Origin of the sequence: Paraglaciecola psychrophila 170, assembly GCF_000347635.1 — a bacterium.
Taxonomy (GTDB): domain Bacteria; phylum Pseudomonadota; class Gammaproteobacteria; order Enterobacterales; family Alteromonadaceae; genus Paraglaciecola; species Paraglaciecola psychrophila.
In genome coordinates, this window is sequence record NC_020514.1 from 4,572,843 (window position 1) to 4,586,622 (window position 13,780).

The 13,780-nt window shown below is 36.7% G+C and carries 10 protein-coding genes; 2 read left to right on the plus strand and 8 right to left on the minus strand.

Going from position 1 to position 13,780, the window contains the following annotated elements; translation table 11 throughout:
- Positions 1–23 precede the first annotated feature (23 nt).
- The 7 genes from C427_RS20020 to C427_RS20050 all read right to left on the minus strand — a co-directional run bounded on the left by C427_RS20020 (position 24) and on the right by C427_RS20050 (position 10,984).
- The gene (locus tag C427_RS20020; RefSeq protein ID WP_007642411.1) at positions 24–1,172 is read right to left on the minus strand and encodes a potassium channel family protein; all 1,149 of its coding nucleotides are present in this window, start codon (positions 1,170–1,172) and stop codon (positions 24–26) included.
- On the minus strand, positions 1,172–2,251 hold the full coding sequence (locus C427_RS20025) for a hypothetical protein (protein WP_226991267.1): 1,080 nt from the start codon (positions 2,249–2,251) through the stop codon (positions 1,172–1,174). The genes C427_RS20020 and C427_RS20025 overlap by 1 nt, the downstream gene beginning before the upstream one ends.
- A 98-nt stretch (positions 2,252–2,349) precedes the next feature.
- The gene (dptH, locus tag C427_RS20030) at positions 2,350–7,461 is read right to left on the minus strand and encodes a DNA phosphorothioation-dependent restriction protein DptH (protein WP_007642413.1); all 5,112 of its coding nucleotides are present in this window, start codon (positions 7,459–7,461) and stop codon (positions 2,350–2,352) included.
- Positions 7,442–8,752, minus strand: a complete 1,311-nt coding sequence (dptG, locus tag C427_RS20035) for a DNA phosphorothioation-dependent restriction protein DptG (RefSeq protein WP_007642414.1) — start codon at positions 8,750–8,752, stop codon at positions 7,442–7,444. Before dptG ends, dptH begins: the two co-directional genes overlap by 20 nt.
- A 3-nt stretch (positions 8,753–8,755) precedes the next feature.
- Positions 8,756–10,363, minus strand: coding sequence for a DNA phosphorothioation-dependent restriction protein DptF (dptF, locus tag C427_RS20040; protein WP_007642415.1), 1,608 nt, complete (start codon positions 10,361–10,363; stop codon positions 8,756–8,758).
- On the minus strand, positions 10,354–10,677 hold the full coding sequence (locus C427_RS20045) for a hypothetical protein (protein WP_007642416.1): 324 nt from the start codon (positions 10,675–10,677) through the stop codon (positions 10,354–10,356). Before C427_RS20045 ends, dptF begins: the two co-directional genes overlap by 10 nt.
- Positions 10,678–10,726: 49 nt before the next feature.
- Positions 10,727–10,984, minus strand: coding sequence for a hypothetical protein (locus C427_RS20050; protein ID WP_007642417.1), 258 nt, complete (start codon positions 10,982–10,984; stop codon positions 10,727–10,729).
- Positions 10,985–11,388: 404 nt separating this feature from the next.
- Here C427_RS20050 and C427_RS20055 point away from each other — a divergent pair, with 404 nt between their 5' ends.
- Together C427_RS20055 and C427_RS20060 are read left to right on the plus strand one after the other, a co-directional pair.
- On the plus strand, positions 11,389–12,441 hold the full coding sequence (locus C427_RS20055; protein WP_007642418.1) for a hypothetical protein: 1,053 nt from the start codon (positions 11,389–11,391) through the stop codon (positions 12,439–12,441).
- A 516-nt stretch (positions 12,442–12,957) separates the two neighbouring features.
- Positions 12,958–13,224, plus strand: a complete 267-nt coding sequence (locus tag C427_RS20060) for a DUF4404 family protein (protein WP_007642419.1) — start codon at positions 12,958–12,960, stop codon at positions 13,222–13,224.
- Between the two features lie 283 nt (positions 13,225–13,507).
- Here C427_RS20060 and C427_RS28305 read toward each other — a convergent pair whose 3' ends face one another.
- Entirely contained in the window at positions 13,508–13,630 is a 123-nt protein-coding gene (locus tag C427_RS28305) for a hypothetical protein (RefSeq protein ID WP_007642420.1), read from the minus strand.
- Positions 13,631–13,780: the final 150 nt, after the last annotated feature.

The window sequence follows — 13,780 nt, forward strand, 5'->3', positions numbered from 1 at the left end:
ATAAATTCACCCACTACTTATTTTTAAGGCCTTGAATACTTTCTAACAAACGTAACCATAAATAGGGTAGTTAGAAGTAAACCTGAGACAGATAAGCAAATCGAAATTAGTTTTCCTAAAAAACCAACTGGAGTAATTTCTCCATATCCGAGTGTAGTAAATGTTACAAATGAGAAATAAATACTATTTCCAAGATTATTAATTAAACTCTCAAATCTATTTTCTGCTGAAGAATCAAACAACTCAATTGCAGAACAAAACTTGTCAGTCCCATTAAAAAAAACTAAGAGTGTAGCGATTGCTAATAGTATTGCAGCAAACTTTATTACTGAACTTGGCTTTTCCCCATATAGCGAAGTCTTCCTATGTAGCCATAAAATAAATTTTATGGCTTGATTTTCTTCGGTGATTTTTTCTATATCTTTTTCTAATACAAACATTTTCGATGCAGATTGATGATCGCCGATTATTTCGTATTGAACTCTTGCATACCTCGCAAGTTGAATTTTTTCAGTTTTATCATTCTGTAATTCTAATGCAAACTCATAATTTTTTGCTGATTCCCTATGGTAATTCTCTTTTTGTTGTATTTGAGCAGCATTCATAAAGCACTCACTTGAAATCAGAGTGTTACTAATTACTTTGGCTGCCTCAGCTGCTTCGATCCAATAATAAATCTTCGTGTCACTTGGTATGTTTCCATCATCTTTAGCACAAAGCGCAAGTCTATATTTGCAGCGAAAGACAATGTCCTGTTTATTATTACTATTACCAGCTAACTTCTTTATTAAGTTTATATAATCATCTATTAGGTCTGTATTGAGGTTATATATATCTTCATCTATCAGTCGTTTTTCACGATCATCAAAGTTTAATTTTTGGAGGAGGCTAATAGTTGATTTTGCCTTAATTTGATTATTTGATGATTTTAAAACCCAGATCCCATTTGAATTTATTTCTAGCCAGTCGAAGTTTTGTGAAAGAAGCCATTTTTTAAATGGCTCAAATTCAGCAGTTACAAAATCGTCTAAATCATCTAATTCTATTTCGGCAAAGTCTTCTCTATTTTCTAATACATAATCATTAAGAACATCCATTCCATCGCACTTGTTCTTTCTTCTGAGTTCTTTTTCTAAATAAACTGCTGCCGAGATATACCAATCTTGAAACATTACTTATCCTCCCCAGAAATTAGCTCACTTAGTTTCAAGGATAAGGTTCTATATAAGTTTAATTCTGATTCAGGTAAGTCTTCCAACTCCTGTTTTACAACAAAAGTTATAAAACTTTTAATTTTAGAAACTCTTTTTGATGCATCGAAATCATAATCGACATCATTTAAACAAGTTCCTGACTCAATCTGTTCTCTGACTTCCTTTATTGCTACGATTTTTGCTAAATGTCTTAGTTTGGCTGGGTTGTTGATTTCTTTTTTCTTTTCATCGTCTGGCAAAATACCCTTGTAAACCCTTTCTAAGGGCTTGTTGGCTGTAAACTCTAACTTTTCATCGCTCCAGCCAAGCCAAGTGTATTTAAAATATTTATTGGACGAAACCATTTCATGAAAAAGTGTATAGAGAGAAGATGAGGCTTGACTAGAATAATTTGGGTTCTTTTTCATTTGCAATAAAGCTAGATATGCTTCATGCCTTAACTTTACTTCTTTTGGGCGAATTCCTAAAAAACTACCAATTTTCTCATATTTTAGATGCTTTCCAATATTAAAAGTAGCCCACATATCATTAATTAACTTAGCACTTTGATAACCGCCCCACTTTTTAGGGCCAGAAACATGCCTTATTCCCATTAACCTTTGAGAGTAATTATTTATTTCTTCTTCAGTCCCTTGAACAAGAATAACATTTATAGACTTATACTTATTTTGTAGTTCTTTAGGGAAATCAGTTTTGAATTGTTGAGTTCCGCTTTCGTAATTTTCGGATATTAAAGACTTAAAAGCAGACGTACGCCTATTACCCTCAATTACTAAGTATTTAGGTATTTCATCGTCTAAATTTTGTAATACTTTGACTACTATTTTATCTACTTCTAAGAAACCATTATTTAATATCGATGATTTCAGATCAGAAATATTCTCCTTAACTAACTTTGTCTCTATCTCATCTTGCGCATTGATTACTTCTTGGTTTGTATATGTCTTCGTCGCCTGCCCTTCGTCTAATCGATAGTTATTAGGGTCTAACATTAGCTGGCCTAATCCAACATTTATCTCTTTAAACTTAATAGTCATTGCCGTCTCACTAAAGTAATATTTTTTATCTTAAGGTTCCTAGAAGAAACTAAATCGGAAATAGAACCTTGTTCTCATCATTTAGTCTCTCTCTCAAATTATAAATTTTCGTTTAATAACTCCCAAAACGCTTTATCTTTAATCTTAGTTATTTTCTTATCGCCATTCACGTAAAGGCTGTAATGCTTTTCGAGCCCACGAATGGATTTCATTAATTGCTCTTGTTCTGTTTTATCGTCTTTATTAAATATGGATTTAATATCTTGATTTTTAATTTGTGAAACGCGGTGAACTATCCAACTTAGGATGTATGTGGAGTAGTCGTTCTCGCTAGTTTTGAAGTGAGTGATATCTTGTGTTGACAGGATTACGCCCACTCCATATTCACGACCTTCTTTCAGTATTCGGCGAAGGCTAGAGAAGTTTTGCGACATAAAGTTATCAGCTTCATCTACAAGGATTAGTTTAGACACTTGCCTAAAATCACCTTGCACTTCTGGTTTACCTTGTTTTTGCATTTGTGAATAAAACAAATCAAGAGTTAGTGCCACAATTAGGTTTTGTACTTCGCTAGGATACCCTGCCAACTCAATCACGGTTACCCCATCAATAAGCTCATACAAACTCATCATTTTTTCAGGATCAGTTTCAAATATTTTAAAACGTGCGAGTTTTGAAAGGGCGGCATAAAGTGAGTCTTCTTCTACCTTTTCCTGCTCTAAAAATAGATCCCATATATTTTCTATAGTTGGTGCTGGGCGCTTCCAGGTCGAAGCATCTTCGGGTTTAATGCCAGCCAAGTCGTAAGCCTCTAAAATAATATTTTCGAGTTTCAACTGCTGTTTTTTACCTAATCCATAAGCTTTTGACATGGTTTCAGAGAAACCTGCTGCGGTATGGATGGGCAACATTGGTGTATCGCCAAATAGGCTCAGTGGATTATAGGGCAGCTTATATAGTTTGAATTTTTTGGCCTTTGTGGCTTCAATAAACTTGTCGTCAACATAATCTGATTTGTAATCAAATATCAAAACACCAATAGGTTTGCCATCTACATTGTTATGTTGATTACGATATAGTTGAGTAATCACAGACTTGGTACATTGGGTTTTACCTGTGCCCATAGTGCCAATAATACCTGAGTTGGTATTCATAAATTTGGAGGTGTTGGTTGGCTCCCAAAATACGGGGTCTTCACCATGTGAAGAGTGACCAATTAATACTTTTAGCGCTGTTTTTTCTTCAGCATGACTACCACTATCAATTATGGGAACTTGCTTGTGCTCATAGTGTTGCGGGGGAGGCTCGGCAGCCATAGGCAAAGTATCTGGTTCTTCCTCATCCAGTTCTTGTGTTTTGTTTTCAACTGGGCACAAGTTAGCTGTACCGTTTAATACGTACTTTGTATCTACATGACATAGCTTTTCAGGTTGTGTATCACTAAACAACTCATTGAGCGGTGTTTTAATAAACTTGTTTAGATAACTAATCGGTAATTGGATTTTTAATATGTCTTCTTTAAGTTCAAATGTGGGCTCAAAGAAGGTGTCATTTTCTACATGTGATACTAAGAAACCATCTGGGTAATCAACGATGCCTTCAATTTTGTAATTACCTTGTAGCCACCACTCCCTTCGGTCTAGTAACTCGTCGAAATACCCCCGCTCATAAAGGTGATAAAGCTTATATTTATCTATCTGCATTAAGATTTGGCGAATGAATAATCCTCGATACAGATGATTAGCTAACGAGTCGTTACCTAATATATCCTCGGTTAAATAACGTTTTAATTCTTTTGCTTGTGCAACACCTTTGGAGTGAGTCTGTTTTTTACCTGTTTTGACTTCAAGAGGAAGTAAAACCATGCTGTCATTTTTAAAGCCAACGAATAAGACGTCGTCAGATATAAGCCCACTTTTGTAGCCATTGATGTTTCGTGAAAAATCACTGTCTGACATTTTCAGGCCAATGTTGCCGGCGACACGGATCATTTCTGCTACGGATAGAGGCACCCATGTGATATCTGAGTTTTGAAGTAGGCAGTTTACGAATTTATATGCGCCAATGATCCCTTTCTTCTCTTTGCGGTCGTTGTCGTTGGCGGTGATCATTTTTAATAACCATTCGCCATTAAATGCATTAAATTCTTCAATAATGCCACCTTGGTCTTGCTCTAAAACTTTTTTGTAAAGTTCAGACTCTTCAGTAACGGTTATGGCGTCATAATTAGCAGAATTGGTGTAATTGTCTGAGTAATGGATTAGCACAACATTTTTTTCATTATCGAAGAAATCTAGAGTCACTTTAGGATCAATAATGGTTGTCCAAACTGAACTTTGGTAAGAACAAGAGAGTAACTGTTTGAATTTGTCGCTTACAGCAAGCGCCATAGACTTAGAACGACTATGTTGCTCGTTAGTCTTTCTTGAAGGCTTTATTAGGCCATTAAGCCTCTCAGCAATTTGTAGGTGTAGCTTGTTGCTTATATTAATTCCTTTTAGACCAAAGGATGTAAAGTAACTATCTTCTTTGTTGGTTGAAGCCTCCCCTGCCAAAAGTCCATCAGAAACTATACCGCTTAATTCTTCATTAACATTTACGTCAGTAGACTGGACTTTATTGTTGTTTTTAAAGAATGTTAAGTGGGCATATTCTTGCGGTCTGTATGTGCCGTCATCTTGCTTTTTGTTTTTAAACTTACTGTAGGTCAGGCGAGTTCTGATTAAATCAATTATTGTATCGGCTATATCTTTGGTGGCACCTTTATCCAGTCCGTAAGCCTCCTTTAACTTGTCGTAACTATGGGTGTCAGCAAACAAATCAAACTCACAGTAATTAATTTCGTCATCATACAAATTTACGTGTATCTGGCAGACTTTGTCTTTGTGCAGTTTGATAAAGTCAATTAGACCTAAAAGCAGTTCACGGTTGTAGCCGTTGTTGACCGAGTTAATAATGATTTTAGAGCGAGGACCATTAGTAAATAAGCTGCTAAATGCATCATGAAATTCAGTGGTTTTTTCTTTAACAAGTTTCCTTACAAAGTCATAACTAGCCATTTGCTGGGGAACCAATTTAAGCCACATAGAATTGTCAGGCTCGCTATGCGTATAGGAAAATTCGTTTAATGGGTTGTAAACAAAGGGTAATAGCCCCTGCGCATTTAACCTGCTTAACGTGACTTTGGGTAATGTCTTAAAGCTGTCTGCAGGGTCATCTTGTATCATTTCGACAAGATACAAATGATAAGCAAGAATTAGAGGATGGAACGGAGTTAAGTATTCCTCATCGCGAAAAGTAGCAAAACCAATATGTACCAATCGTTTTTGTGGCTTACTTAATAAAACGTCATATTCAATTTCACGTATCGCTTGGTTATACTCAACTACAACTTTTTCTACTAAGGCTTTACAATTTGGCCCCCAACCAGAGAGGCTAGGTAAACTGCCATTTTCGTTCAGGAATTCATAATATTCTAAATAGGCATCAGCTAGGTTTGGATATGACTCTTTTAAGTCTTTAATATAAATATTATTTTCAGGATATTTGTCTACATATAAGCATCTATCCAGCAATAATTCTCGCTCCCACTGTAATAGTGTTAACCGCTTACCTTTGGGGGCCACTTCCTGGTTTTCTAGTTGGACTTTCGTTTTGGCTACATTTAATACTGCAAAATAATCATTTTGGTAGAGCTTTGAAAACTTCGCTTGGTCAAGCATCAATGGCAGATGCAATGTATCAGTGGCAACTGCACCTTCGATACTAAATGTAAGTTTTGTCGAATGGCCCTTTATTATGAACTCAATATTATCTAATTCAGTTGCTAGGTTTTCAAATTTGACACTACCAAACTCACTGTTTTCTATAATCTGCCCGTTTTCTTGCAATTCAAAGGCGCTACCCACTTCAGCGATTTTCAGTGTGCTATCTTCTGTTTGAAGTATCAATTTTTGGTTTTTTGGATCAACCAAGTAGCTGTATTTAAAGGCATCTTCTAGAAATTCACCTTTTCGTAAGACTGCCACTCTAAAATTATGGGTTTCGGATGTTTTTTCTCTTTTAACTCTAAAGTTGAAGAATATTATTTCACCTGAATATTGCCCTTTAACCTGCACTCGACTACGTTTTCCTCCAGTATTGTCTGGCGTTGAAATAGTTATTTCTCCACCACTTACATTGCTGGTAGTGCATTGATTTCTTTCTATTTTTCCACCCAAGAAGTTAAAGCCAATTTCAAAAGAAGACAGGGTTTCGTCTAACAAATATATTAAGTGCTTATCTCGCTTTCCTGCTTTGCTGTCTGTTTTTGTGCGTGAATATAAGAGGCCATCGGAGACAATTTCTTTCTCCAGTTCCAATAGATTATCTTTGTTTTTTTGTTTTTCTTGCTCACATTCACTAAATTCCAGGGTCTTTTTCCATGATTCTGGCTCTCCATCGGTAAAGTGTTTTTTTACAAATGCAGGACTGAAGTCTAGCTCGCCCAGTTTTTCTTCTAAATTAGTCGGGAAGTTGTGGGCGATGTAGTCTAACTTTTCATAGAGCTGTTTATTTTTCTCTAACCTGGCATTAATTTGTCCCTCGGGACCATCCCAATTTTGCAAGACAGGGTCGTTTATCAATCCAATTTCATCAAATCTCAAATCCCCGTCATCGACCATGGCATTGAATAGCTCTTCAAAGCCAAACATGGTTGCACCATCTTCGATAATTTGTTCAAACCGGTGTTTGAGTAGGCACTTAGAGACTTTCTCACTTGGATCAAATGGGTCAATAAGTGTTTTTAGCGCTTCCATTATTTCATTCGGGTGCCATACCCAACCAGATTGAGCAATATTTTCAGCTGAGTTGATTAATGTATCCAACAATGAATTATGGATAACCAATAATGCGCAGCTTTTAATTTCGCCTTGCTGCGCAGCCACTACATCTCGAATATATGAAATGAAATTTTCACTGAATCCTTTGGAGTTATCTTCATTGTGTAGCACAACTAGAATGCTTTTCGCACTGGTAGTTATGACAGGAATGTTTACGCCTTTAACCGTGACAAATGAAGTGCTCAACTCATTTAGGGCGTTGTATAACTTTTGGCTATTGTCAGAATCAGGGGATTGGAATTGGTATCTGTATCCGTCTTGGATATGGCCTTGTCCCCATCTTATAAATGTTTCGGCTAAGAAATTTTCAAACTGTTTTTCTGACATACACCGCATCTCCACTGTCGCTCATTCTTTCTACATTTCCTATGCGTTCATAAAAGCTAACTAACACTTTTTGACTTTGCTTGTCGAAAAACACCCCTCTTGCTTCAAATTCCAATATTAATTCATGGAATCTTAATTGTTCTCTATCTATCCCGATTGCTAGGTTGGTTAGGAGCAAAACGTAATCTTGATTGAACACTAAGACTCTTCCAGCTCGGCCTCTATTTTGAATGAAGTGCGCGCACAGCTCGGTTTCAATAGCTTTACGGTAATTAACATTCACGTCATAGCGGGATTCACTTTTTCCAAATTGCTGTACCGACAGCGATAGTAAGTTCTTAAGAGCTTCCCGCGAGGAGTTTGCAGGTTGGAATTCAATATTTAATTTGCGATTATCAATAAAATTCTTAGTATAAATATTGAGATCCTCCAAACATTCGGAATCAGTGAGTGAATCTGAAATTTTCCACAACGGCTGTTTTAAAGTATCAGGCTCTTGAATGCTTTCAGACATTGCCAAGTAGGGAAATACTTTTTCAAAGTTACGTGCTAGTTGCCTATATCCATATTCTTTTACCCAAGTTCTTTCTTCTGAAGCTTTCTCATTGTCCATGATGAAATAACACTTTTTAGGTGTGGGTTCACCTTGTTGCCATGCGTCCAAATTAATCGCTATTTGAGCAGTATAAAGAAAGGAATAGAGTCTTAAAAAGTCTGTAATCGAGTTCAAAAAATACTTAGGTTTGCTATTTAAAAAAGAAAGGTCTTTAGCAAACTGTTCTGATAGAAAAGGTAAATATGCTGCTTCCTTAGATTTATCAGTAACAGTGCCTGCTGTACTTCCTGTTATTGTGAATTTTTCAAAAGTGGCAGCAATTTCATTCTCAATAAAGTTAAGCTTTGTTTTAGATTTTTCTTTTAAATAAAAGTCTTGTAGTAAATTGAGAAAAAAGTCACCTAGTCGCTTATTACTCGAATTCCCTTGCACCTTTTGGGCTTTAAATAGAAGCAATTCAGGGCTTATTTTGTATAATTCATCGTTTTGAAAGTACATACTTTCAATCTCATTCCAAAACTCAGGCACATCTAGCTTTAGTTCGAACGCGTCCTTACATGCCTTTGTGAATTCGCTCATATTGTCTGTCGAAATTTGTTTTCTGTAGCAATACTTAATGAAGTGCCCTAATACGCAGTCCCAGTCAAAAACATCCTTCCTATCCTTAGTATTGATTGGAAAAAAAGCGGTGACTTTATTGTTTTGGGGTACCAGTTGTTTTTTTATATTAAGCATTCTTTATACCCCACTCACTTCGATGTCTTCATCATCAATATTTTTAACCGTAAAACGCTTGTTGCCTTTAACAATTACTAAGGTGTTTGAATTAGCTGCAATTTCAGAAATTTGGTCTACTAATTCATCTAAAAGTACAACGGTATTTTTATCATGTTTATTGGGACGATAACCTTTAACAATATCTTCCATTAACTTTAATAAATTAATGTTGATGGGAATTACGAATGGTTTTTCATTAAGTTTGATGTGTGCAATAAAGAAAAAAGGTTTTGATTTGTTATTTGACTTAATGGCTTCTAAGTCAAGTTTGAGTTCTACTTCAGTAACAACTTGGTATTTATTATGCTCTGATATTAGAAACTGTCCTTTGTCTAAATTAGTCGCATTTCGATTGTTATATTTATGAATAGCTGCAACAACAGTATCTCGATAGAAACCTCTTAGGCTAAATTTCTTAGAAGGGTCACCGTCGAAATTATTATGTAGATTCCAAATATTTGAATAACGATCGATTAAAGTTTCAGAAAAGTCATTGTAAAACTTCGAGTGATAGTTGTTACCTAAGTCCATACCTTTTAATAAATAGAACAGTCTTAGGTAGGAATAAGGTTTAGGACTTTGAGGCTTACTGATCCCTAACTCTGATGATAAACAAGCTATATATTCATCAAACTTTGGGTCTGGTAGTCCCAAGCTATGCGACAATACAAACTTATCAATGGCATTGGTTCTTTGGTCCGCAGGATCAAATTCAATAATTTTTGAAGACAGCTCATTGTCAGATTCTTTAAATAAGTTATCGAATAAGTATTCAGAATCGTTACCATTTCCGACTAACAAGGTGTGAATAAAGTCGAGCAATGTTCTTGCTGTTAAAAACTGGTCTTTCATTAAGCGTGCTTTGAAAAGTACATCTATGAGCCTTTCTTGCACTTCAGGTATACTGAGTAACCTATAGTTAGCACAAAGCTTTCTATCGGGGCTCTGAGAAGCTAATTCCTTGTCAAAGTACTGCCTAATAATATTGTCGTCCATGGCGGTAATCTTTCCTAGAATACGCATAGCAAAATCTGAAGAGTGGCCATCTTCACTCAATTGAAACTTTGTATAACTTTCAAAATTCAAAAAAACATGATTTATCGAATATTTTTGGTTTTCTAAGAATGCCTTAATTGAATTCTTTATAGGAAGGCAATCGCCTTCTTGAGCATAATTCCCCAGCATTCCGACGTTTATGCCAATAACTAAGGGATGTGAACCAGCTTCAAATTCTTCAAACAATTTATTAAGAGTCTGTATTGCGTTCACATTGGGATCGAAGCTGTGTGTCGCGTCTAAGTGAAATGTTGCTCTCTTGGAAAAGTCTTGACTATAACGAGTTAAAATTTCTGACTTACCATCGCCACTACTTCCACACAGGAATATGATTTTTTTATCAGTTGGCGATAGTGATGTGAGCTGTGCTTTAAAATCAGTTTCTATATCGGTTGTGATATAGAGATAGTTTTTTATATTATCTAATTCTGTCGATATTAAATCTAACCGTTCTGTTGATACTGCATAAGGCGACGATTTTGAAAGGACACTTAGAGCCTGCCTTAAATCCATATTTCTCTTCCCTCGCAGATAGTTATAATGATTTTTCTGTAAAACAGCATAGTGAATGGAAATTTATCCATTAAAGATTTGCTCCTTTGCAAAAAAGGAGTTGGGCGAGTATTTAGTACTCTTCGGTAAAAGGTGTATTTAAACAGCAGCAAATAATCAATAGAGTCCAGACGGCACGCCTGGATAAGATTGGCCTGTTCAAGTTTGTTATGCTTATTGATCATCGTTTCACTTTTACCAATTTCACTCTTATTCATTATGTTTAAGCATGATGTTACTTCCAAACCTTGTTTTTTAGCTAAATACCAGCCCACCGGATAATTCGCCTCACTCCACAAGGTCAGCTGGTTGTCTATCCTCACTTTAAAAATGATGGGTACTAGTTTGCCTATCAGATTCACCCCAGAAGGTGGCAGCCTCACTTACGTTCAAACATGCAAGGTCTTCAGCATAGGCAGCATTAAAGGCTACCCACAGAAAGATAAATTGACCATCAGGGTTATTCTGACAAGACTCAGAGCGATAAAACCAGCTTAGCGTTTGGTCTACCCGCAATGATACATGATGAGGATAATGTGCTCGTTCAGCGCGATGGCGCAGTTTAAGCAGGTTATAGTCCATGAACTAACATATTTTACTTCCTTACCTGCCACTTTAAAAGTAAGTTGTTACTTATTAGGGACTTAAACTACTCTCAAATCATGTGAATGCAATAAGTAAATGCTACTTTAGTCTACTTTATATTGTTTAAAAAAAGTCCAATATAACGGCACAAGTAATCAAGGAGTTGAAAATCAAGCGGTCAAATTAACCTATCATAGTTGTTGATCTATATATGTTTAGAAGATTAGGTTGGGTATCGGGGTCGCAGCAGCGTATCGGTTGTTTTTTAGCCATTTTGGCTTGCGGTAACATCGCTTTTCGACTAAAAGAACGTCATCAATACTTTTTCTCAGTTAACGACTGTTCAGTTCACCAAATTGAATGTCTCTTAGTCCAGAATTCAAAAAAGGAATGGGTTATTCATGGGAAGTGAAAACGTTACCTATCGTAAATGGATTACTAACCTTTGGTTGCCGTTCTTAAAAACAGGCTTGGCTCTGGCTTCTATCTACATGTTTTACTTTATCTATTCCATTTCTGGATTTTCCTTTATTCAAGGAGTGGACAATTCAAGTAAAACTGAAGGTAGTATCACCCTTGCTGTTTTGCACGGGGATGTCGAAACCCAAGACTACATAGCCGGGTTGTCTGATGAACTGAATGGGGTATGCAACACACCTTTGGTAGTCAGAGAGTACGACGTGATCAAGAAAGATCCTTCTGACAAAATCGAGGAGATTGTTGTCGTTGGCTCCAGAGGCTCTGCGGTGAGTGGTGAGTTGCTAGAGATTGACGTAATCGCAGCTTTAAAAAAAGTCGGTGCCAAAATAATAGAAAATGAAACCTCTAAATTTTTGGCTACATACTCAACTAAAATCTCGATAGATGGCTTTTATCATCTCACCCCTATTCCTAAAACAGATAATAAGAAATGGCAAATAAGTATTAAAGAAAGATGTATTCGAGTGCTGCGCTTTTTTGAACTGGAGGGCGAATTAACCATTGCAGCAGATTTAGTTTTTAAGTTTGAGTATTCACACGCTATTGATGCGATTAGGCTCGATCTCATTTTCTTCAACATTAATTATACGGCTGCAAAATCGCTATCACACGCCATTAATATGGACATAAAATTGTCATCAAACTGGATTACTGATGCTGATTATGGCGAAGCAACAGCAAAATTAAAAAGTGAAACATTACTCTCCCTGGGCAAATTACCTTTAGGCCAAGACATGTCTACCGCATTGGGGGGGAGTAAGGATAAAAGCCTTAACCATTTTCTTATCTCAAAACATATATTGAATGCATCAAGTTGGACTCCGGCGCCTCCGTTCGATATACATAGTGTTAGGGCTTGTATCCGTGAACGAAAGGAATGTCACTTTATCGCTGGTGATATTGCATTTACATTCATTGAAACGGGTGATGGCGCAGACTTAGTGTCTGATATGTCCAAAATGATCATCGAGTAACATTTCATTTAAAGCGATGTCTACGTTTCAGTACAAAGCCAATGAGCTAATGGGATAGACAAAATAGTATCCTTTATGTTTTATCCTTTATGCTTTGTTTAGCTGTCATCAAAGGGGTAGCAGTGGCATGGTCAGTATAAAAGGGTCAGATCCAAATTAAACAGATTAATTTATTTTTCGCCATCCAAAATTAACTGGACAGCTAGAATAACTCACTCATTCCAATCTCTTGTGGCACCGCCACTGTGTTCCCGCATTTAAAATTCAAGCTAAACATGGCTTATTCTTGGGGCAAATGCCAAGTGTACTTCACAAGACCCCACTAACCTTTAGCTAAGCAGAACATAAGGAGTCAGGTTTGTATTTTGTGCAACATTCAAGACCTGCCCCCACTCTCCCTGCAAAATTAATGATGTGATTGATGATGGTATTACTTTAATGTTTTATTGACGGCGGTTAATAGTAAAGTATTCATTAATGCTATGATTAGCTCACAACATCCCATAGGAGATTGACGTGGAACGCCAGCAACTAAGAGAATATTTAGAGCAATTGAATAGCACTATTGGTGACTTACGTGCACCAGATGATGATAAAAATAAATTGACGGGGCTTATTGCAGAAATAGAACTGCAGTTAAATGAGCCCAAGTTGGTCGCAGGCGATCCTCAAACCTTGGTCGATCAAGTTGAGAATATGATCACCACCTTTGAGCAAGATCACCCTAGGGTGGCCGGCATTCTGAATAATATTATGGTGACTCTGAGTAATATGGGGGTATAGGCCGAAGTTGGCTGAGATGGCTGAGATGGCTGAGTGTTTTTAAAATCATGATAGAAACATTCATAATGTCAGCAATGCCTATTCCCTTTTAAATCGCGGGAATGCAGCACAAAAATGCGGCTGCTTTCCCAGATAATGAGTTTGCGCTGCGCCCAATCAGGGCGCGTTTATGCTGTCATCATTGAGTTATAGTCTTGCACTTTCATGCATTGCAAAGTAAGCGACCTTCACTCCTCTAAGTGGGTAATCGCTTATGACGATAAGTCTTATTATTCACTTTCCATCACTCACTATTTTTTTCCAGCTGCGCAAGAGGATGTTCTGGCTGCATGTGTTGTGCGCTAACGTGTTTTAACATACTCAATACCGGTTCGTGTTTGATTTGAGCCCCTTGTTTTTTAGCCATCACCAAAGCATCTAAGGAATGGTCTATGCCAAGTCATAACTGGCGACAGGCGATGGTTCGCTTTATTACCGAGTTTGGGGAATGCCTCGTGAAACATCTTAAATAATGGCAGTTGCACAGAATCTGTTACAAGCTCAAACCATCTATATC